This window comes from Acinetobacter sp. YH12021 (assembly GCF_013420145.1).
GTDB classification, from domain to species: Bacteria; Pseudomonadota; Gammaproteobacteria; order Pseudomonadales; family Moraxellaceae; genus Acinetobacter; species Acinetobacter towneri.
This window is the reverse complement of sequence record NZ_VOYT01000002.1, coordinates 153,378-175,303: the sequence shown is the minus strand read 5'-3', so window position 1 is coordinate 175,303 and position 21,926 is coordinate 153,378. Positions and strand designations below refer to the sequence as shown.

The following is a 21,926-nucleotide window of genomic DNA, read 5'->3' as shown; positions in this document are numbered from 1 at the left end:
TAGCGTGTTAAACCACGCTATTTTTTTTGTAGGCATGAACCATCCAGACTAAATCGCCTAAATGTTCTGCGGTTGTTTTTTCTAAAGAGCTGTTGGAAAAATACAGTTGTGGTTGTTGTAGCTGCACTTGCTCAAAACCTGCATTTTGAAAAAACTGAGTTAATTCCTGCGGAGATTGAAAGTGAAAGGTGAAAGCACTGCGTGACATAAATTTCAATAATCGGCTGCAGTTCCAAATAAAATTGGCGAGCTTGTTTTTGACGGGTTCAGGGTAAATATCGGTTAAATAATGCAGTTCTGGAAAGTCTTGGGTGTAGTTACACATGCCATTTAACAGCTGTTGTAGCATGTCTTTGCTGAAGTAGTTAATTAAACCTTCACTAATAATTACTAAGGGCTGCGAGTGATCAAAATATTCAAAGGCCTGTTGAAAGGATTCACTAAAAATATCGGCGGTGAGAACTTCAGGTGCGTCGTGGTCAATTTGTCGTAACGCTTGAGTTTTAATTTGCGCCATATCAGGCAAATCCAGTTCACGGTAATTCAGTTCAGGATATTTTTGTCGAAAGTTCCAGCTGCGTGGTGACAGCCCAGATGCAATTTCGAGCACTTGTAATTGCGGATGTTGCTGAATCAGTGCGGTTAAGTGTGCATCAATCATTTGGTGACGTTGTTTGAGGGTGCTGCGCATACTGCCGCCCACATGACGTTCTGCCCAGTTTTCTAAAGGATGTACCAATTTGGCTAAAAACTTGCCTTTTCGGGTCGCAAATACAGGATGTGAAATCCCCCTTTGATACCAGATATATCCCGTATAATGTGCGGTAAAAGAAATATGCCGATGTTTGGACAATGCAGTCGTGTCTGAGCGAGTTGGCTTGGCATCCGAGTTGTGCATTTCAGTCCTTTTTTCTGTCGTGATTTTGCTGTTCAGCAATGTTTTTGTCATTTTCGTATAGACCTTAATTGTTTGTATGGTGGTCGTTGTCTTTTTAGGCATGCTTTGACACTCAAGCTGCGGTGTCAGGCATATACTCAAAATAGAATAAGTTTATCATAATCAAAAAGGAACAAGCTGTCGTGTTCCTTTGTCGTATAAATGCTGTGAAAAAGTGAAGGCGTATAGGGTCTGTTGACATTTCATAAATGGCTTGCGCTGTAGGCTAAAACTGAGCAGATCAGGCATAAAACGCAGGGAATAGTGGACCTATTTTCAAGTTCCATAACGCAATCTGAGAAAGTTTTAGCCACAGCCTTTCAGGACGAGCATATTTTTTGCTGCTATTGCGTTATGTGCCAGTCATTTAGAATGACTAAATTTCCTGTCCCATGCCTTATATCAGCTAAAAAATCTTGCGAGATATATCTCTCACGTCGCAAACATAGACGAATTGTCAACAGACCCTAGTTAGTTTGTGGTGATCTCAAGTCGCAGCGTTTTTAGTGGTACTTGAATAATTGGTCGGGTCGTGACTAGTTTGTGCTGCCAGTAGCGCGGCACTTTGTTCTTTAAATACCAAGATACGATCACGGACGCTTCGCCATTCATCACCCAAGTCTAAAACTTCAGCAATGCTAAACTCTGCACTAAGCTCAGGGATTTTACCGCGCATGCGTTCTAAACGTGCCTGATTCGGCAAGGGTAAATCGGCAATCGCATTTAAAGCCAATCGTTGTGCAGCACGGTTGTTGCAGACCAATCCCATGTCACAGCCTGCAAGCAAAGCGGCATGAATACGTGCATCGGCATCGCCTGCTACACAAGCCGCCTGCATGCTTAAATCATCCGAAAAGAGTACACCATCATAGCCCAAGTCTTTGCGAAGCACTTGCTGTAACCAAAACTCAGAAAAACCTGCAGGGTTCGGATCGACCTGATCATAAATGACATGCGCAGGCATGAGCGCATCCAGTTGATTTTGCAGTTGGATAAAGGTTTGCATATCCTGTTGTTGAATTTCGGCAAAAGAACGTGAATCTATCGCGGCAGCAACGTGAGAGTCTGCTTTAACCGATCCATGTCCAGGAAAGTGTTTGCCTGTGGTTGCCATTCCTGCACGATGCATTCCACGTAAAAAAGCATCTGCCAAAGCAATAATATCGACAGGACGCGCAGCAAAAGCACGATCTCCAATGACATCACTGATGTCATTTAAATCTAAAACGGGTGCAAAACTAAAATCAATGCCTACGGCTAATACTTCGGTGGCCATCAACCAGCCACATTCTTCGGCTAAATCTAAGGCACGTTCAGGTTCGTTTTGGTATAACTCGCCAAATCTACCCATAGCAGGCAATAGGGTAAAACCTTGTTTTAAGCGTTGTACGCGTCCGCCTTCCTGATCGACTGCAATTAAAATATCAGGGCGTACCTGACGCATGTGGTCGGTCAAGGCGCGTACTTGCGCAGGAGATTGGATATTTCGGGCAAATAAAATGACTCCACCGACTTGCGGAGCGCTTAATAGTTCAATATCTTCTTGAGTAAGTTCTGTGCCAGCGATGTCGAGCATCAATGCGCCAATCATATTGGGTGTCCGTATTCGATTTTTATCAATAAAAAAACAATACCTGAATTCTGCAATGATTTGCTACATTTTGACAGCACAGATTATGATAAAACTACACGACAGACCCAAATTAAGTTGTATAAGATTTTGAATCTGCTCAATTCATTGTGAAAAGCAGAGATTGGTCAAAAACCAAGGACGTAAATATTTTTATGAAACTTCAAACCATCGCTTGTGCGGTTGCAATAGCAACTGGCGGTTTTTTCTTTTCTCACGCCATTAACGAGGCAATTGCAGCCAATAGTACCGCTGTCGTTGCTAACAGTATTGTGCCGACGCAGGAACAAGCTTTGGTTTCGCGTCAATTGGCGACCTTGGTCGATCGTCAGCATTATTTAAATCAGCGTTTAGATGCCGCAACGTCGCAGCGCATTTTTGATTTTTATATCGACAGTTTAGACCCAGACCATACTTTGTTTTTGGCTAAAGAAGTTGAGCAATACCGCAAACAATATGCAGCAACATTTGGCGCTTCATTAAAAGCAGGCAATTTGGCTGGACCGTATCAAATTCATGCACAGTATCGTGAACGCTTAAAACAGTTTTATCATTTCATGTTGGCAGAGCTGAAAAAACCACAAAATTTAAAACAGCCAAATGTCACGATTGAAACAGATCGGGAAAAAGCACCGTTCTTTAATACTGAAGCAGAAATGCGTAAGCATTGGCAAAAAATGCTGGTGTCGCAGCTCATTAACCTGACCATTAGCAAAGAAGAAGAATTGGCAAAACAAAAAGCCATTAAAGATAACCCTGAATTGACCAATGGTCAGGATTTGGCAAGTCCAGAAGATTTGACTCCAGTGCAGACTTTAACTAAGCGTTATACTCGTCAGTTAGAGCGCATGGATCGTTTAAAGAGCGATGATGTGCTGGATAAAACTTTGAATGCGATGATGCTGACTTATGATCCGCACAGCAATTATTTCCCACCTGTTGATGCGATGGAGCTGAATCGTCAAACGACTTTGCAGCTTGAAGGGATTGGGGTGTCGATTCGTCCTGAACGAGGCAATGAAGACTACACTAAAATTGAAACCATTGTTGAAGGTGGCCCTGCCAGTAAAACAGGGCAGGTGAAATCGGGTGACCGCATTATTGGTGTGGCGCAAGATGGCGAAAAAATGGTGGATGTTGTGGGTTGGCCGAGCAATGAAATTGTGGGGCTGATTCGCGGTAAACGTGGCACCAAAGTCACTGTGCGTTTGTTGGGTGCGGGTGCGGCGATGAATCAGGCGCGTAATGTGACCATTGTGCGTGATGTGATTCAGGAAGAAGATGCGGGAGTTCGCTCACGAACAATTGACATCAAACGTGATGGTCAAACTTATACCTATGGTGTGATTGAAATTCCATCGTTTTATTTGAATTACCGTGCGCGTCGTGCAGGTAATGAATATCGCTCGGTGTCGGAGGATACCAACAATGCCCTGAAAAGTTTGGCGGCCAAAAATGTCGCAGGGATTATTGTCGATTTGCGTAACAACCCTGGCGGTTCATTGGAAGAAGTGGCACGTATGCTTGGGCAAGTAATCAAATCAGGCCCTGTGGTGCAAATTCGTGATGGCAATGGCAACGTGAGCGTATTTGAAGATGACGATGGTGGTGCACAGACTTATGCAGGCCCATTGGCAGTGATGATTAACCTTGCTTCTGCTTCGGCCAGTGAAATTTACTCTGCTGCAATTCAGGACTATCAGCGCGGGATTGTGATTGGTAGCACCACCACAGGTAAAGGTACAGCGCAGGTACAACTCGACACCTTAGCTTATGGGCAGGCGACCTTAACTCAACGTAAGTTCTACCGTATTACAGGTGGAAGTACCCAAAACAAAGGTGTGATTCCAGATATTAAACTGGTGGATATTTACAATGAGGAGTTTGGTGAGCGTAAAGCTAAAAATGCCTTGAAGTGGGATACCATTCCAACTGCGCCATTTAAGCGTGAAGGTTCAGTACAGCCGTACATCACCAAGTTGGGTCAATTGTCACAGCAACGTGTCACGCTTGATCCACAATTTCAATATTTGGAACAACGTAAGCAAATTGCCAAACAAACTGAAGATCGCAAAAGCATTGTGTTAGATATTGAACAACGCAGAGCAGAGTTGTTAGCTTTGGAGCAACAAACGCTGACTGCGGAAAACAAACGCCGTCAGGAAACAGGTTTGAAACCATTTGCTAATTGGGAAAGCTATCAGGCATCTATTGATGCTTTGGCAGAAGCGCGTGCCAAAATGAAAGCGGCACAACGCCCTGCTTTACCTGAGGAAGAAGCTTTTGCGATTGAAGCAGCGCAGGTGTTGCAAGACTATGCCATGTTGCAAAAAGGTGTTTCTGAGCCGAATCAACCTTAAAACAATGTTAGAATCTTAATCAAATAGAACCAGCAGCGAAAAGTTGCTGGTTTTTTTCATCCTAAAGCGAAAAGTAAAGTGACAAGATGCATATAGCTTTGAGTCAGACAGCTATTTTTAGCAGTTTTGAATTGCCATTATTTCATGATGACATATTATATATTTGACTATTGACCAAAGCGGAATAGTATTAGACTCTTAAGTCAATGCAGTCTTTGCTAGATCAATCCGTCGTTCAGGTTGCTTTTTAGTTATTATTTATAAGAGAGTGTGAGATTGAGTAGCCGAAAAACAATAAAATATGACAGAGATGGATACATCTAATGATGCATGTACATTATGATCTGAGCTTGGTAATTGGCTCGGTAGCAATCTCAGTATTGGCCTGCTATTTTGCAGTGTCTGTTGGGCAAATGCTTTTTCAAAATGTACAACAACAACTAAAAAAAATTGCATTAATCATGAGTGGTTTGCTGCTGGGTGCGGCAGTGTGGAGTATGCATTTTGTGGGCATGTTGGCCTGCCAGTTACCTGCACCGTATCAATTTGATCTTAGCTTTACGACCCTATCTTTTGTTATTGCATTTATCGCCTCTACGTTTGCGGTTTGGCTGACCACGCAATCGACCTTGTCTGTGGCGCGTTTGATCCTGAGCGGCATTTTAATGGGGTTGGGTATTTCAGGCATGCACTATACGGGCATGATGGGAATTCAGGTAGAAGGCTACCGTAGTTATTATGATCCTACCATTGTTTTGCTGTCTGTATTAGTGGCCATTGGCGGTGCAATACTTACCTTTTGGTTTATGTTTCATTCCAAGTGCAGAATGGGGCGTCAGGCACAATATAAAATTTTCATTGCGGTGCTCATGAGTCTGAGCATTGTTGCCATGCACTATATAGGCATGGAAGCACTGCATTTTTACTCTACAGCAGATTTGCCTCAATCAGGGCATTTTCAGATCGGGCAAGGGCCAGCTCTGTTGGTGGTTATTTTAGTGACCAGTCTGATTTTTGCTGCTGCGGTGGGCGTATCTCTGCTGGAGCTGCGCTTAGAAGAAAAAAGCAGACAATTGTCTTTAGCCAACCGTGAATTGGCCAATCAGGCAGTCAAAGATAACCTGACCAAATTGCCCAACCGTTTATATTTAGCTGAATATGCACAATTGCTTTTTTCTGAGCATCGGCAAAAAAACACTAAAATTGCATTTTTGTATATCGACTTAGACCGCTTTAAAGCGGTGAATGACGTATTTGGGCATCATGTTGGCGATCAATTGCTGATTCAGTTGTCTAAACGTGTGCAATCCCACTTGGGCGAAAATACCCAATTATTAAGAATTGGTGGCGATGAATTTCTTTTGGTGATTGAACATACCGACATTGCAGAAGCCACTGTCATTTCTGAAAAAATATTAGAACTGATTCAGCAAAGTTTCTTAATTGCAGGCAAGGTCATTAATATTTCAGGCAGTATTGGCATTGCGATGTATCCAGAGCATGGCACCAATTTGCAAGATATTTTAATGAATGCTGATGCGGCGATGCTGACCTCTAAATATCAGGGGCGTAACACCAGTTCAATATTTAATTATGATCTGGAGTTACTTGAGGCTAAAAGCCAAAGTAAGTTGATTAATGATTTATATAAAGCAGTTGAACAACAACAATTTGCGTTGTTCTATCAGCCAAAGTTTAAAGCCGCTGACCATAAAATTTGTGGCGTAGAAGCTTTAATTCGTTGGTATCACCCCGTACATGGTTTACTTACCCCAAATATGTTTATTAAAGGAGCTGAAAAGACGGGGTTGATTATTCAAATTGGCTATTGGACGTTAGAGGAAGCCTTTAAACAAATTCAAATTTGGGAAAGATCGGGTGCACCGTTATTTCCTGTGGCTGTGAATTTATCGGCAGTGCAGTTTGAACATAAACACTTATTTTCGACTTTAGAAAACTTGTTTAAACGCTATGAGATTCAACCCCATCACCTGATGATTGAAGTGACTGAAAGTACAGCAATGCATCATATTGAATCGAGTATTCGTAGTTTTGAGCGTTTGCGTCAAATGGGGATTCAGTTGGCGATTGATGATTTTGGCACAGGACATTCGAGTTTCTTATATTTGAAAAAATTGCCAGTCGATGAGTTGAAAATTGATCGTGCTTTTATTTTAGATTTGTGTTTGGACAGCAAAGAAGAATTAATTTTAGAAAGTATTATTCAGTTGGCGATTAAACTGGGTTTAACTGTGACCGTTGAAGGGGTGGAAACGCCGTTACAAGCAGAAATTTTAACCCGTTTAGGCTGTCAGCAGTTGCAAGGTTATTTATTAGGCTTACCTATGGATGTTGAGCGTTTAGAAGAGTTGTTTAAACATTCGGCTTAAGTTAGTGGCATATAAAAATGATCACTGGCATGAACATGAAATCAGCTATTATCAAAAACAGATGATTGAAGATTTTTATGAATATATGCAGTTGATAGGTGGTAAGGTTGTTTTGAAAAATGAGTTTATACGGTAATTTCTTTTATTTTTTAATAAGTTTATAAATATTAGTGTTTTGATGAATAATTCTGGTGCGCACTGAGGGAATATGAAATACCAACCGCCTTATACTATCACCTCAAAAATCATTCATCTGATTGCTCAGATCAGTGAGAATATAGGGCGTTTGACTGTTTTAGAAGAAATCCAAGAAAATTTAAAACTTAGAAAAGCTAATCGTATTCGTACCATTCAAGGTTCACTTGCGATTGAAGGTAACACGCTTAGCACTGAGCAAATCACGGCAATCCTTAATGGTAAAACAGTAATTGCACCTCCAAAAGAAGTACAGGAAGTGCGTAACGCTATCAAAGCCTATGAAGCATTTCAGCAGTGGCAACCGAGCCAAGAAGCAGACCTATTACAAGCACATCAAGTTTTGATGACAGGCTTGATTGATGAAGTCGGTCAATATCGTCATGGTGGTGTCGGTGTAATGTCAGGTGATCGTGTGGTGCATATGGCGCCACCTGCGAATCAGATCAATCGTCTTATGGCTGACTTACTCGATTGGTTGAATGACAGTGATGTGCATCCACTCATTCAAAGTTCAGTATTCCATTATGAGTTTGAGTTTATACATCCATTCGCAGACGGTAATGGACGTATGGGGCGATTATGGCAAACATTGATTCTTAGTCAATGGAATCCAATCTTTACCAATATTCCTGTGGAAAGTCTGATCTATCAAAATCAAAAAGCTTATTACGAAGCCTTACAAGCAAGCACTGATCGCACGGATTCAGCACCGTTTATTGAATTTATTTTGCAAATGATTTTGGATGCAATCTTAAGTTCTAATGAAACCGCTCAAGCTAGCGATCATGCTACCGCTCAAGATAGCGTACAAGTGAGCGATCAAGTTCGACATTTAGTTTCTACATTAGGACAAGATGATTATACTTTGATTGAGTTGATGCAGCTGCTTGGTTTAACTCACAGAGCAACATTCCAAAAGAACTATCTGAATCCTGCCATAGAATTAGGTTTGATCGAGCGTACTATTCCTGAAAAACCGAAAAGCCCAAAGCAAAAGTATCGTCTTAAACCATGATTTAGCTTGAAAAATATTTTATTACATCTTTGCTTAAGTAGTTAGACATGAATGATAATCAAAAAGCGTAAAGTAAGTTTTTAAATGAATAATTTATTATTAATCAATAATTTATTTAATATTTTTCTTGATTGTGCTATTGGGGTTTGGTAAAAATAAAATCATTACCAAGTGTGAGATCGGTGTGATGAGTACTTTTGAAATGCAAGGTCTGACATGGAAGGCAAGATCGAAGTATCAACAAGATGCCATATTGATTGAAAATAAGGTTATTCAACATGATGGGCTGATCAGTAAACTTTACAGCCATTCTGAAACAGAATTATGGTGTGTTGCTGTAGCGGATGGGATTAGTAATAGTCCAGTAGCTGAGCAAGCATCCTATACGGTCTTAAAAGCTTTAATACAAAATAAAAAGATAGAACCTTGTCAAGCATTTACCATTCAGCAGTATCTTGTTGATCAATTAGCAAATAAAAAAAGTAGTTTTGGCGCCAGTTCAACACTCGCACTCATTCATCACGGTACAAGACAAGGTTTTGTAACCATTCAACATATTGGTGATAGCCGAGTTTATTTGTTTAGTCAGCATGATCAAAAATGGCACTGTCTGACGAGTGACCATAATTATCTTGAACAGTTAAGAGCAAATGGAGAAGTAAAAGCTGGAGAGAACTATGCCAGTATGTATGGTGCATTATTACAATACTTTTGTGCTGATCCCTTGCATGAAGTGATGGATTTTACAATAGCTGAGGAATTCTTAACTCAGAATGATGCCCTATTAGTCTGTACGGATGGCGTACATGATGTGATGGAGTGTACAGAATGGCCTCCATTAAAAGTAGATATGGAGCTTCGAACATGGTTACTCAATATGAAAGCGTCATTAGATTCAAAACAGGCGTATGACAATATCAGCATGGTCTTAGTACGAGCAAAAATTTAATTCATTGAGAATGGGGAAATTATGCAATCAGATGATCTTTTTGAACGTGCCAAATTATTCACAGAGGAAGTGGGTGTCGTTTCTGTATCGAGTTTACAACGCCATTTTTTAATTGGGTATTCTCATGCAGAACAATTACTTAGCCAGTTAATTGAAGCAAGTATTTGTGAATCTACAAAAACTTTTGTTCTAGATTATGGGTATGGCTATAAATTGCATCAAGGTATGAAATAACAACTTTAACAATTAAAAAATTTTATTTTTAGGATAATTTTTTATGGCTCAGCATCAAGTTGATCAACTGAAAACAGGAATTTGGTCAGTAAAAGAATTACTCTTAATTTTAGATCAACTCAGAATTCCTGATTATCAGCGTCCTTACAAATGGACAGAAAAAAATTTAAATGCCCTCGTCAATGATATACAGGAACATAAAGATAAATCTGCATATCGATTGGGTACTATCGTATTACACCGTGATAAAAATAATACGAGCCTTAAAAATATAAATATTGTGGATGGACAACAACGAACTTTAACTTTAATACTCCTTGTTTGGGCGGTTATTCAGAAGCAAGAATTAGATTTAGAACGAGAGGATCTGAAAACAGTTTTGAATGAAATATCGAATCAAATTAATGTCTTTATGGATGTGCAAAAATTTAATAGTGATATTAGCCATTACAATATTTATCAGAACTTTAATGCCGCTAAACGGATCGTTGCAGTAAACTTTTCCGAACAAGATATTGATTTTTTACTCAATAATTGTCAGGTTGCGGTTTTTATTTTAGATGATATTTCAGAGGCATTTCAGTTTTTTGATTCACAAAATGCACGTGGTCGTGATTTAGAACCGCATGATCTTTTAAAAGCTTATCATCTACGAGAATTTTCTGAACAGGAGCAACATTTAGAAGCGCAAACTGTTGCGCATTGGGAAAGTTTAGACTCGGCTCATTTGGCAAAGTTATTTTCGAACTATCTATTCCGTATTCGTCTTTGGTCAAGAGGAAAGTCCGCAAGATTTTTCAATAAAGATCATGTGCATCTTTTTAAAGGTATTCATCTTGGGCAATCAGACCATCATCCATATTTAGAACCATTACGCATAGCGCATTATTTTATTGATGACTATAACGCACAATATCAACGGCAAATAGATCGACAAGAAATGAGTTTCCCATTTCAGCTTGATCAAATGATCATAAATGGTCGTCGATTTTTTGAAATGGTTGAGCACTATGAAAAACAGATCAGTAAAGTGGTGGATCATCAAGATCAGTCTGAGAAGATCTCTATGTTTGGTGCAATATTACAAGATAGAGCAAATAGAATTATCAAAAGTTTGAATAAATTTCATGGTGCAAGCCATCGGTCAGGTGATGGCTATGTGCGAACCTTGTTTGATTCTGCATTGATTTTTTACATCGATAAATTTGCTACAGATCGGTTATCTGAGGCGATTGAAAAGATTTTTATTTGGGCATATCACAGTCGTATTAGTCAATATTCGGTGCAATTAGCAACGATAGATAATTATGTCATAAAAAATAATATATTCAGTTTACTGAAATATGCTCAATCACCCAGTGAGTTAATGGGATGGTCTCTCCCGATAGTTGATAAACAGGAAGGCACTAAAGTTGAGCCTTTGATCGAATTATTTAAAGAATTAAATTATCTCAAACAGGAAAATCATAATGACAAATGAGTCAATCCAAGCTCTTAATGTTCAAGCCTTGTTCGAGAATAAACAAACTTATATTATCCCGATGTATCAGCGTAATTATGCTTGGGGTGAGAAAGAAATTGATCAGTTAATTTTGGATATTCAAGATTATCAAAAGCAAACTGATCAATTAAATCAAGGACAGACTCAAGAAAATAAAAAATACTATATTGGAACTTTGGTTGTTTTTGAGCGTAGCAATAGCACTTATGAAATTATCGATGGTCAGCAACGATTTACCACTTTAACCTTGTTAGCGATTTGCCTGAAACGATTATCCAAAGAAGAAAAAATTGTTCTTGATATGTCTTGGTTTAATCAATTCAATCTTGATTTTCATAGTCGTCCAAAGTCTTCTTTAACCTTTCAGGCTTTACTCAGAGGCGATCATCTACAACATTTAAAATCATCCGAATATAACGCGGATTTAGTTCAGGGGTTTGAGTTGCTACAACGTGCAATTCAAAAAATCATCAAACAGGGTGACTTGAGTGTTTTTTGCAAATATTTATTTGAAAATGTAGTCATCACACAAGTTTTAGTTCCGAAAGATACTGATCTCAATCATTATTTTGAGGTTATGAATAACCGTGGTGAACAATTAGAAAAGCATGAAATTTTAAAAGCGCAATTGATGAGCGTATTGAATCAAATCAAAGATGAAGCAGATAAAACATCAAGCATGACACTATTTACGAGTATTTGGAACGCGACTGCCAATATGGAGCGTTACGTTCAATATGGTTTTTCCACAACACAGCGTGATGTGATTTTTGGAAAGGATTGGGGTGATTTTGTTCCTGAAAATGCTTCTAGCTTGCTCGAAATTTTTAGCAAAAATGTAGAATCACAAGAACAAACAAATTCGGAAAGCAATTTTCAATCTATTTCTGAAATGTTAAAACAAGTGCCTGAGCGTATTAGAAATAAAGATACAAAAGAAGAAAAGCCTGAACGATTCAACAGTATTATCAATTTTCCGAATTTCTTATTACAGGTTTTACAAATTTGGCTAAGTCAAACGATGCGTAATGAAAAAGTGGCATTGGATGATAAGCAACTGATTGATCAATTTGAAAAACATATTCTTTTAAAAGGGCAGGGAAACCCAGAGCATGAAAGGGTTATTGAGAATGTAAAAGGTTTTATGTTTACCTTGCTGAAGTGCAAATTTATATTTGATCAATACATTGTTAAACGGGATTATTCTACGGATCATGATGATTGGAGCATAAAAAAACTTAAACGATATGAAAATAGTGATTCTTATGTGAATACATTGGATGGAGACAGTTCTGAAATTAATCAAAAAATTCTATTATTGATGACAGCATTTCATGTATCCACGCCTACTTTGTCTTATAAATACTGGTTAAATGGCGCACTGTATTGGCTTTATCAAAATAAAGATAAATCTGTGTCTGACTATTTTAATGCATTCCAACATTTAGCGAGAAAGTTTATTTTTCAGCGGTATCTAAATGAAAAACAGATTGATTATTTTGATTTGATTTATGGCAATCAGAAAATTGATGATTTTAAAATTGATCAATCCAAACTAAGCTTTGGAAATATTGAAAATAATTTTGTCTTTAACTATTTGGATTTCTTAATTTATTGTAATGCAGAAAAACGTAATTTAGATGATCGATATGATGTAATCAAAAAATTTAAATTTACGCAACGGAGTTCGGTTGAGCATTTTTATGCACAACAGATAGAGGGAGAGCGTGATGAATCAGATCATGAAAATTTACATCGCTTTGGGAACTTGTGTCTCATTAGTTCAAGTAAAAATTCAAGCATAGGGAATCGCTTGCCAAGTGCTAAACGTGATTATTTTATGCCTGAGATAAGGAAGGGTAAAATTGATACCCTTAAATTGTATTTGATGATTCAAACGCTTGAAGAAGAAAAAGTTTGGAAAAAAGAACAAATCCTAGATCACGAGAAAAAGATGCTTGATTTGTTTGAGTCAGATTACAAAGACTTTTGTGAAATGTGTGCTGGTGAATCTATTCAATAATTTGAATTGTGGATAAATCAAGACATATCCGCAATCAGTAAAATCCTATTTAAATCTGCTACAATTACGCCAATTTTGAATTCCCACTTTTTCAGTTTTGGTACATATTTAGAAATGTGTACATAACTGTGTACATATTGTAGATTTTTCTCATGTTTAAAGATCAATTAGCTAGAGAGGTAAAGGCTCGTAGAACCTTTGCTATTATTTCCCACCCCGATGCTGGTAAAACCACCATGACAGAAAAACTGCTGTTATGGGGACAAGCCATTCAAGTTGCAGGGATGGTAAAAAGCCGTAAGTCAGATCGTGGCGCAACATCTGACTGGATGGAAATGGAAAAAGAACGTGGTATTTCCATTACAACTTCGGTGATGCAATTCCCGTATAAAGACAAAATGATTAACCTGCTCGATACCCCAGGGCACGAAGATTTCTCTGAAGATACTTACCGCACTCTAACTGCGGTGGACTCTGCACTGATGGTGATTGATGGTGCGAAAGGTGTCGAAGACCGTACCATTAAATTAATGGATGTGTGTCGTATGCGTGACACACCCATCATTTCATTCGTCAACAAAATGGACCGCGAAATTCGTGAACCATTAGAGTTGTTGGATGAAATTGAAAATGTCCTCAAAATTAAGTGTGTGCCAATCACTTGGCCAATGGGTACAGGGCGTGATTTCGCAGGGGTGTTTAACCTCATCGAAGAAAAGTTTTATGTGTACAAATCAGGTTTTGGTTCAACCATTCCTGAAATTGAAGTACGTGATGGCTATAACCATGCAGATTTACGTGAAAAAGTAGGTGAATTGGCATGGGCGGCATTTGAAGAATCACTTGAGTTGGTACAAATGGCGAATGAGCCTTTAGACCGTGAAGAGTTTTTAGCGGGTCGTCAAACACCAGTGCTATTTGGTACTGCTTTGGGTAACTTCGGTGTAGATCATGTATTGAATGCATTCAGTGAATATGCGCCGCCGCCAAAAGCACATCCAACGCAAGACCGTATTGTAGAAGCCAATGAAGAAGGCTTTAGTGGTTTTGTTTTTAAAATTCAGGCCAATATGGATCCGAAGCACCGTGACCGTATTGCTTTCATGCGAATCTGTTCAGGCAAGTATGAAAAAGGCTTAAAAATGAAGCATGTGCGTATTGATAAAGATGTACGTATCAGCGATGCCTTGACCTTCTTGGCAGGTGACCGTCAGCACCTCGAAGAAGCTTGGCCGGGCGACATTATTGGTCTACATAACCACGGGACGATTCAAATTGGCGATACCTTCACTTCGGGTGAAAAGTTGCAATTTACAGGGATTCCGCACTTCGCACCTGAAATGTTCCGTCGTGTACGCTTGAAAGACCCATTGAAGTCCAAACAGCTGCAAAAAGGCCTTAAAGAGCTTTCAGAAGAAGGTGCAACGCAAGTCTTTATGCCACAAAACAGCAATGATTTAATCGTAGGTGCTGTTGGTGTGCTACAGTTTGAAGTCGTCGCCTATCGCCTGAAAGAAGAATACAAAGTCGATTGTATTTACGAGCCTGTCAGCATCAACACGGTACGCTGGGTGTCTTGTGCCGATGAGAAAAAGTTTAACGAATTTAAGAAAAAAGCCCACGATCAGTTGTCTGTCGATGGTGGTGGTCACTTAACTTATCTCGCGCCAAGCCGTGTGAATTTACAGTTAATGCAAGAGCGTTACCCTGACATTGAGTTTAGAAACACGCGCGAGCACTAAGCCGTTGCTAATGTTTGATCTGGCAGGTGCGATCAGCGTAGCGTAGATGAATGTTCAGCGTTGCTAAAAGTTTCAAAATTAAAACAGCTTCTTTAGGAAGCTGTTTTATTATGGGGGCGGTAAAAGATTAAAGATTATTTTTGATAAGTGAATTGGGGAAATCATGCAGCAAAAATCGGTTTATCTGGGTGCAATTTTGAGCGGGATGGTTTTGCTTAGCGCCTGTGACTCATCTAAACAAGATCAAAACTCAGATGAGCAAACGTCTATTTTTCAGAAAGATCAAGCGGATGTTTTACCGTATTTGAATATCAAGCAACAGGCAGCAGAAATTGCCTTGCCATTTTGTGAAAATAAAAACTGCATTGAATTAGAGGTACAAACTTTAAATACCCAAGATACATGGCTCAACAGTTGGATTGCAAAAAATCAGGCCATGGTGATTCAAGATCAAATTGGCTTAAAACAAAAGATGAGTTTGCAGCAAGCCGTAGATGCCTATGTGAAAAAATCCGATGCTTGGCAGGCACAATTAGATCAAAATAAAGCTTATGAATTGGCGATGTACACCCGTATGGCATATCAACGCAATCAATATGTTTTGTTGCAAGTCGGGGTAGATAGCAAACAGGAAGGCACGCAGGTCAAAGAACGCTATTATTTCTTTGTGGCAGATCGGAAGCAGCAAAAAGCCTTGTCTGTTTTAGATGTGATTGATGCCAAACAACAAACCCGTATGAATACTTTTGTACAGCAGGCCTATCAGGATTGGCTCAAAACACAAAGCAGTGACGTGCAAAAAGCAGCACCTGCCAAATTATACTGGGGGCAGGCAGATTGGTTTTTTGATGATCAGGGCTTAGGATTGCATTATCGCACCCATGAAATTGTCAAAGATGGCACGCAGTTAGATATTTACCTAAGCAAAGCACAAACACAACAAGTTTTAAAAGCAGACATCTATCCATCTATGTTTTAGTAGATGAGTACGATGACAAGCAAAAATAGATGAAATCAAGGTTGGATCCATGTTGAAAAATAAAAGTATTTTGGCGATCAGTATTTTAATTACAACGCTAGGGATTACTGCATGTCAGCCAAAGAAAACCGAACCAGAAACAGTCGAGCCAGAGCAGACGCAGGCGGAACAACAAAGCTTAAAACTGGTCGGGGATACTGAAAAACTGAATTTGTCGTTGCCTAAATGTGAAGGGAATAACTGCCCTGAAATTTCAATTGAGCGTTTGAATAGTAATCAGGCCTTTATCGACCATTTTATTGATCAGAAAATTATTCAAGAATTGGCACAAATTTTAGAAATTGCACCACAGCAGGCGGCTTCTGAGGCTATAGCAGTTGAGAATGCAGCCAGTGAAAATACAGCAGCCAGTGCTGCAGATGCACCTGCCAGCAACCCCACTGCAGCAGCCATTGCACAAGTGGAAACTTTGGCGCAAAAATTAGAAAAACAAACTGTGCCTTATGTGCAAAGCTTTTTGGTACTTGATCAGGAACTGAAAGCTTTAAGCTCAAATCATAAAATCAGTTTGATGATTAAGCCTAAAATTTTGAATGCAGATCAGCCTTTGGCAACCGTGGTACTGAATAGCAGTAGTTATTTGGGCGGAGCGCATGGTGCATCGGCACAGCAATACTATAATTTTGATTTAGAACAGAAAAAATTAGTATTGTTAAATGACATTCTGTTAGAGAAGCAGCGTCCCCAATTGGAGCGTAAAGCCTACGAAGCGTTTAAACAATGGGTCATCGCATCTGAACTTTCCACCAATGTGCAAGAATATGAACAAGCGTGGAAATTTAAGCTGTCGGAAAATTACTATTTAGGTCAACAGGGTTTAATTCTGCAATACGCAGAATATGAAATAGGCCCTTATGTCGTTGGTTTACCGCGTTTAACCATTCCGTATGCAGAACTGCAGGGGATTTTAAAAGCTGCGTATTTGCCTGTAACAGAAGCAGCCTCTGAAGCAACCGCAAAATCTGCCGAAGCCAGTGCAGTAAACACAACCAAAGCGAAATCTTAATATGAGCATTGCGCTGTTTGATACGCATACCCATTTTGATGTACCTGATTTTGACTCAGATCGGGAGCAATTGACGTATGCGGCCAAGGCAGCAGGCGTAGAACATTTGGTACTGATTGGCTTTGTACAATCACGTTTTCAAGATTTAATCTCTACACAACAGTTTTTAAACCAACTTGAGCATGTGCCACAAAGTCATCTTGCACCAGGCTTGCATCCTTTTTATATCGAACAACATCAAGACCAACATTTACAAGATTTAGAACATTTTTTGCAACAACAGCATTGTGTCGCGGTGGGTGAAATTGGCTTAGACACTTTTTTGGTTGAACATAAACAGCCTGAAGCGTTTCAAAAGCAGCAAGATTTTTTTGCCGCGCAATTGGAAATCGCACGCCATCGACAAAAACCTGTACTGCTACATATTCGTAAGGCCCATGCCGAAACCTTAAAAATACTCAAACAACAACAATTTCAGTTTGGTGGCATTGCACATGCTTTTAGCGGTGGGGTAGAAGAAGCCAAAGCACTGATCAAATTGGGTTTTAAAATTGGTGTGACAGGGCAGATTACCAATCCCAATGCAAAAAAACTGCGCCGTGTTGTGCAGGAAATTGGTGCTGAACATTTGGTTTTGGAAACCGACTGCCCCGATATGACGCCTTTATGTTGTCAGACAGATACTCAATCACGAACCCGAAATACCCCTGCGAACCTGATTTATGTGCTTGAAGGTTTAGCGGATTGTTTAGATATTGCACCGCAAACTTTAGCCGCACAGATTTGGCAGAATAGCATTCAAATATTAGACTTGCCTAAACTTTAGATGAAACAACACGAAGTCTGCGAAACGCAGTAAAATGCCCACACTTTGAAATTAGATTTGATTGCAGCATGACAGACCTTCTTCAAGATGATGAATATGAACGCCGTTTTGCGGGTGTGGCCAAGATTTATGGCGACAGTGCTTTTCAGCATTATGCCCAAAGTCATGTCATGGTGATTGGAATTGGCGGTGTCGGCTCTTGGGCAGTTGAGGCGTTGGCACGTACAGGTATCGGCGAGCTGACATTGGTGGATATGGATGTGGTCGCAGCATCTAACATTAACCGTCAATTGCCTGCCATGAGCTCAACCTTGGGGCATGAAAAAATTAATGTCATGGCAGAGCGTTGTCGCGCCATTAATCCACGTATCAAAATTAATTTGGTCGATGATTACCTCAGTCCAGATAACGTCAAAGCGTTATTGGCGACTGCACCTGATTTGATTTTAGATTGCATTGATGACGTAAAAGCTAAACTAGCGTTGATGCTGCATTGTCGTTTTAACAAGATTCCACTGATTGTTTCGGGTGGTGCAGGTGGCAAACTTGATCCGTTGAAAATTCGAGTGGCAGATTTATCTAAAACCGAACAAGACCCAATGTTGGCCAAATTGCGCGCCCAATTACGCAGCAAAGGTATTTGTAAAAAGCCAAAAGAAAAGTTTGGGATTACCTGTGTGTATTCCATCGATAATCCATTTTCTAGTGCCGATGTATGCCCAAGCGCAGGCTTGCGCTGTGGCGGCTATGGTTCGGCGGTGGTGGTCACGTCCAGTTTTGCGATGGTAGCTGTGGCAGAAGTGTTGAAAAAGTTAGATGCCTTACAGGCTAAAAATACATAAATCAAAGCCATGCGAGGCATGGCTTATAAAAAAGTTCTTTGATTTTGCACATCGCCAATGACTTTATTCAGTAGGTCGTTGTAGCTGCTGCTCTTTTAAATAGTCTTCCGTACGCTGCATTGCTGCTTGAATATTGACCAATGCTTGCTCTACATCTGCAAATGTTTTGGCATTGCCGCCACTTAGTGCCTGACGCCATTTACGTGCACCTGGCAGGTTTTGGAATAAACCTAAAATATGGCGGGTAATGACAGAAAGTGGTGCACCTTGTTGTAGACGTTGTTCAATATACGGCAACATGCGCTGCATAATTTCAAAACGGTCAGGTAATTCTAGCCCCCATAATTGCCCAAGCTCTGCCAGTAAATAAGGGTTGTGATAGGCTTCACGACCAATCATCACCCCATCGACATGCTTGAGGTGTTGTTGGGTTTCGGCAAACGTTTTAATTCCACCATTAATTTCAATTAACAATTCGGGGCGGTCTTGTTTTAGGCGATACACATCCTCATAACGCAGAGGCGGAACTTCGCGGTTTTCTTTAGGCGATAAACCTTGTAATAAGGCAATTCGGGCATGCACGATAAAGTTATTGCAACCTGTTTGAGCCACGGTATCCACAAAATGCAGCATCTCTGCATAAGAGTGCATGTCATCAATCCCGATTCGATGTTTTACGGTCACAGGAATATCAACAGCTTGACGCATGGCGGCAATACACTCTGCCACCAAGTCTGGTTCTGCCATTAAACACGCACCAATTTTATTGTTTTGTACTCGATCACTTGGGCAGCCAACATTCAGGTTGATTTCATCATAACCCCAGTCTTGTGCCATTTTACTGCAGGTCGCAAGGTCTTTCGGATTTGAACCGCCCAACTGCAAGACAATAGGATGTTCTTCTTTGCTGTAATCTAAATGGCGCTTGGCATCACCAAATAAAATTGCGCCAGTGGTTACCATTTCAGTATACAGAATGATATTGGGGTTAAATAAACGTGCAAAAAAACGGTAATCGCGGGTAGTCCAATCCATCATAGGGGCAACCGAAATGCGAGGTTGTAAAGTTTGGATGGCACGTGTCATAACCCACCTGAATTGAAAAACAAAAGCACAAGACCGCGCATTATACGGGGTTTAAGTGAAAATCGACAGTATCCCCAACCCACATCCATTGGCATTAACTTTGCTTTGTTCGCTATGAACAAAGCAGCGCAACCGTAGATGCTAAAGCGGAACTGCTCAGTATTTGTATGCGTAGCCGTTTTTTAGTATGTTGAAAAGATAACGATAACGCAGCATAAGAGGGAAAATAAAATGTTGGTATTAGAAGAAATTTATCGAACTAAGAAAAATGAATTTTCAACGGCATTTAATTTACGCATGCAGCGCAGTTTAAGTTGGTGGAAAAAAGCCATTGAGTTTCATGATGATGTCGATATGCAATTTATGACAGCATGGGTGGCGTTGAGTGCCTTGTATGCGCAAGGTCAGACGGCAGAGCATACACAACAGACCTTGCAGCAATTTGTGCAGCGTATGTATCAAAAAGATGTCGATCAGCGCATGGCGAGAATTATTTGGGAAAAATATCCACAAAGTTTAGAGGTGTTGCTGACCAACCCTTATTTGTATCAAAGTTTTTGGGATTGGCGTAATCAAAAAATGACTGAAGCTGAATGGCGTGCAGATTATGAAGCAGAGAAACAGCAGATTATGCAGGCATTGCACATCCATGATTCAGCTACAATTTTGGCATGTTTGTTTAAGCGCTTATTGACGTTACAGCAGCAACTTTTACAAGGTGGTGCAACTTATAACAGTGCAATCAACCGCAAACAACTCAGCCATGCCAATACTTTACTGTGTGCGTTGATGCCGTGTTTTATCCAAATTTTATTGGAAAATTTAGAAAATGTGGAATTGAGTCAGCCGTTTTACCCTGTGATGCAAATGTCTTAAGCGACTTGCTTGATTGTAATCGCAGCGTTTAAGGCATGGCGGTGTGTTGACGTTGATGCTGCCAGTCGAGTAGGGCAAAGCTCATTGCGGCGGTAACAAAACACAAACCAACTAGGCAACTCCATAACCATCCACCGTGTTGCCATGCATAGATTCCCAAGGCAGAACCACAAGCACCGCCAGTAAAATAACTGGTCATATAAATTGAGTTAATCCGCGATTTGGCATCGGGGTGTAAACGGAAAATCACGTTTTGGTTGCTGCTGTGTACGGTGGCAAGCCCAAGGTTAATTAAGCCAAAACCAAGAATATAACTCCATAAGCTGAATTGTCCGTTGTATAGAAAGACCCAGCTAATTGCCAATAACGCCAACCCCCCCCAAGTCAGTGCTGTAACATAGCCGCGATCTGCAATTTTTCCCACATGTTTAGTCGAAAGAGCACCGAATACTCCCACCATTGCCACAATGCCCACCATAAAGTCGGCTAAGCCAAAACTGGATTTGAGTAATACTGCAATGGTAGAAAACAACACACTCATCGCTGCAAAAGCAAACGCACCGAGCAAGGCACGATAGACCAAACGACGTTCTTCTAAAATGAGTTTGCCCATAGACTGAAACACGGCCAAATAGCTGAGTTTGCTGGTTGAGATAAAGGGTAAGCGTGCTTTGAGGACTGCGGCAATGCAAAGCATCAGCACACCGCTAATCAGGTAAATCACTTTCCAATGGAATAAATTGGACAGCAAACCTGCCAAACTGGTCGAAAGTAAAATACCGACCAATAAACCACTCATCAATAAACCGACCACTTCACCCATTTTTTCAGGTTTTACGGTCATGGTGGCAAAGGGAATTAAGACTTGTGCTGCAACTGAAAACAGCCCTGTGATAATCGTGCCAATCCATAGCATGCTTAAATTGCTGGAAAAGGCACATAAAAATAAGCCAATCGAGGCCAAAAACATCAATAAGGGAATGAATTTGGTTTTATTGACAATATCGCCCATGGGCACAATGAATAATAAACCCAGTGCATAAGACACTTGTGCAAAAGTCACTGTCAATGCCACTTGGGATTGCGGAATTTGGAAAGATTGATGAATCGAGTAAATCAGCGGTTGGCAATAATAATTCGCCCCCGCGCATAGACCACAGGCAATCGCCATCAACCAGAGCAGGGTTTTATCTTGGCCGATGTCTGGTGCAGTGTTCATAATTATCCTAAGATCAATGGCAAAAACGGAATTGCAGTAGCTCAAAGATTGAA

Annotated in this window: 17 protein-coding genes; 13 read left to right on the top strand and 4 right to left on the bottom strand. The window is 40.2% G+C overall.

Annotated features, from left to right (window positions below; translation table 11 throughout):
* Positions 1-7: 7 nt before the first annotated feature.
* Both FTT91_RS03155 and nagZ read right to left on the bottom strand, forming a co-directional pair.
* The gene (locus tag FTT91_RS03155) at positions 8-898 is read right to left on the bottom strand and encodes a class I SAM-dependent methyltransferase (RefSeq protein WP_004974878.1); all 891 of its coding nucleotides are present in this window, start codon (positions 896-898) and stop codon (positions 8-10) included.
* A gap of 526 nt (positions 899-1,424) precedes the next feature.
* The gene (gene nagZ / locus FTT91_RS03150) at positions 1,425-2,528 is read right to left on the bottom strand and encodes a beta-N-acetylhexosaminidase (RefSeq protein ID WP_004974880.1); all 1,104 of its coding nucleotides are present in this window, start codon (positions 2,526-2,528) and stop codon (positions 1,425-1,427) included.
* Between the two features lie 194 nt (positions 2,529-2,722).
* Here nagZ and FTT91_RS03145 point away from each other — a divergent pair, with 194 nt between their 5' ends.
* From FTT91_RS03145 to FTT91_RS03090, 12 genes are all read left to right on the top strand, one after another.
* Positions 2,723-4,927: a carboxy terminal-processing peptidase gene (locus FTT91_RS03145; RefSeq protein WP_180168961.1), complete on the top strand. Its 2,205-nt coding sequence runs from the start codon at positions 2,723-2,725 to the stop codon at positions 4,925-4,927.
* A gap of 323 nt (positions 4,928-5,250) precedes the next feature.
* Positions 5,251-7,317 carry a bifunctional diguanylate cyclase/phosphodiesterase gene (locus tag FTT91_RS03140; RefSeq protein ID WP_180168960.1) on the top strand — a complete coding sequence of 689 codons (2,067 nt, stop codon included), beginning with the start codon at positions 5,251-5,253 and terminating at the stop codon, positions 7,315-7,317.
* 208 nt (positions 7,318-7,525) lie between these two features.
* On the top strand, positions 7,526-8,530 hold the full coding sequence (locus FTT91_RS03135) for a Fic family protein (RefSeq protein WP_180168959.1): 1,005 nt from the start codon (positions 7,526-7,528) through the stop codon (positions 8,528-8,530).
* 187 nt (positions 8,531-8,717) lie between these two features.
* Entirely contained in the window at positions 8,718-9,479 is a 762-nt protein-coding gene (locus FTT91_RS03130) for a PP2C family serine/threonine-protein phosphatase (protein WP_179993968.1), read from the top strand.
* Between the two features lie 21 nt (positions 9,480-9,500).
* Entirely contained in the window at positions 9,501-9,713 is a 213-nt protein-coding gene (locus FTT91_RS03125) for a DNA translocase FtsK (protein WP_151834050.1), read from the top strand.
* Positions 9,714-9,756: 43 nt separating this feature from the next.
* The gene (locus FTT91_RS03120; protein WP_180168958.1) at positions 9,757-11,193 is read left to right on the top strand and encodes a DUF262 domain-containing protein; all 1,437 of its coding nucleotides are present in this window, start codon (positions 9,757-9,759) and stop codon (positions 11,191-11,193) included.
* Complete coding sequence (locus tag FTT91_RS03115; RefSeq protein ID WP_180168957.1) at positions 11,183-13,237, top strand: DUF262 domain-containing protein; 2,055 nt, start codon at positions 11,183-11,185, stop codon at positions 13,235-13,237. The genes FTT91_RS03120 and FTT91_RS03115 overlap by 11 nt, the downstream gene beginning before the upstream one ends.
* A gap of 152 nt (positions 13,238-13,389) precedes the next feature.
* Positions 13,390-14,979 carry a peptide chain release factor 3 gene (locus tag FTT91_RS03110; RefSeq protein WP_167846306.1) on the top strand — a complete coding sequence of 530 codons (1,590 nt, stop codon included), beginning with the start codon at positions 13,390-13,392 and terminating at the stop codon, positions 14,977-14,979.
* 163 nt (positions 14,980-15,142) lie between these two features.
* A complete protein-coding gene (locus tag FTT91_RS03105) occupies positions 15,143-15,958 on the top strand; it encodes a hypothetical protein (RefSeq protein WP_180168956.1) in 816 nt (271 codons plus the stop codon).
* 49 nt (positions 15,959-16,007) lie between these two features.
* A complete protein-coding gene (locus FTT91_RS03100) occupies positions 16,008-17,024 on the top strand; it encodes an RsiV family protein (RefSeq protein WP_096901396.1) in 1,017 nt (338 codons plus the stop codon).
* A 1-nt stretch (position 17,025) separates the two neighbouring features.
* On the top strand, positions 17,026-17,850 hold the full coding sequence (locus tag FTT91_RS03095) for a TatD family hydrolase (protein WP_180168955.1): 825 nt from the start codon (positions 17,026-17,028) through the stop codon (positions 17,848-17,850).
* Between the two features lie 68 nt (positions 17,851-17,918).
* Entirely contained in the window at positions 17,919-18,692 is a 774-nt protein-coding gene (locus FTT91_RS03090; protein ID WP_004974901.1) for a ThiF family adenylyltransferase, read from the top strand.
* Positions 18,693-18,755: 63 nt separating this feature from the next.
* Here FTT91_RS03090 and dusA read toward each other — a convergent pair whose 3' ends face one another.
* Positions 18,756-19,778: a tRNA dihydrouridine(20/20a) synthase DusA gene (dusA, locus tag FTT91_RS03085; protein WP_180168954.1), complete on the bottom strand. Its 1,023-nt coding sequence runs from the start codon at positions 19,776-19,778 to the stop codon at positions 18,756-18,758.
* Positions 19,779-20,009: 231 nt separating this feature from the next.
* Here dusA and FTT91_RS03080 point away from each other — a divergent pair, with 231 nt between their 5' ends.
* Entirely contained in the window at positions 20,010-20,654 is a 645-nt protein-coding gene (locus FTT91_RS03080; protein ID WP_004974903.1) for a hypothetical protein, read from the top strand.
* A gap of 28 nt (positions 20,655-20,682) precedes the next feature.
* On the opposite strand, the gene FTT91_RS03075 is transcribed toward FTT91_RS03080, so the two are convergent.
* Positions 20,683-21,873, bottom strand: a complete 1,191-nt coding sequence (locus tag FTT91_RS03075; protein ID WP_180168953.1) for an MFS transporter — start codon at positions 21,871-21,873, stop codon at positions 20,683-20,685.
* Between the last annotated feature and the right edge of the window lie 53 nt (positions 21,874-21,926).

Coding starts and splice junctions, on each gene's coding strand:
- dusA (WP_180168954.1), bottom strand. CDS start 19,778: ATGACACGTGCCATCCAAACTTTACAACCTCGCATTTCGGTTGCCCCT.
- FTT91_RS03135 (WP_180168959.1), top strand. CDS start 7,526: ATGAAATACCAACCGCCTTATACTATCACCTCAAAAATCATTCATCTG.
- FTT91_RS03075 (WP_180168953.1), bottom strand. CDS start 21,873: ATGAACACTGCACCAGACATCGGCCAAGATAAAACCCTGCTCTGGTTG.
- FTT91_RS03110 (WP_167846306.1), top strand. CDS start 13,390: ATGTTTAAAGATCAATTAGCTAGAGAGGTAAAGGCTCGTAGAACCTTT.
- FTT91_RS03140 (WP_180168960.1), top strand. CDS start 5,251: ATGATGCATGTACATTATGATCTGAGCTTGGTAATTGGCTCGGTAGCA.
- FTT91_RS03125 (WP_151834050.1), top strand. CDS start 9,501: ATGCAATCAGATGATCTTTTTGAACGTGCCAAATTATTCACAGAGGAA.
- FTT91_RS03120 (WP_180168958.1), top strand. CDS start 9,757: ATGGCTCAGCATCAAGTTGATCAACTGAAAACAGGAATTTGGTCAGTA.
- FTT91_RS03100 (WP_096901396.1), top strand. CDS start 16,008: ATGTTGAAAAATAAAAGTATTTTGGCGATCAGTATTTTAATTACAACG.
- FTT91_RS03115 (WP_180168957.1), top strand. CDS start 11,183: ATGACAAATGAGTCAATCCAAGCTCTTAATGTTCAAGCCTTGTTCGAG.
- FTT91_RS03105 (WP_180168956.1), top strand. CDS start 15,143: ATGCAGCAAAAATCGGTTTATCTGGGTGCAATTTTGAGCGGGATGGTT.
- FTT91_RS03095 (WP_180168955.1), top strand. CDS start 17,026: ATGAGCATTGCGCTGTTTGATACGCATACCCATTTTGATGTACCTGAT.
- FTT91_RS03145 (WP_180168961.1), top strand. CDS start 2,723: ATGAAACTTCAAACCATCGCTTGTGCGGTTGCAATAGCAACTGGCGGT.
- nagZ (WP_004974880.1), bottom strand. CDS start 2,528: ATGATTGGCGCATTGATGCTCGACATCGCTGGCACAGAACTTACTCAA.
- FTT91_RS03080 (WP_004974903.1), top strand. CDS start 20,010: ATGTTGGTATTAGAAGAAATTTATCGAACTAAGAAAAATGAATTTTCA.
- FTT91_RS03090 (WP_004974901.1), top strand. CDS start 17,919: ATGACAGACCTTCTTCAAGATGATGAATATGAACGCCGTTTTGCGGGT.
- FTT91_RS03155 (WP_004974878.1), bottom strand. CDS start 898: ATGCACAACTCGGATGCCAAGCCAACTCGCTCAGACACGACTGCATTG.
- FTT91_RS03130 (WP_179993968.1), top strand. CDS start 8,718: ATGAGTACTTTTGAAATGCAAGGTCTGACATGGAAGGCAAGATCGAAG.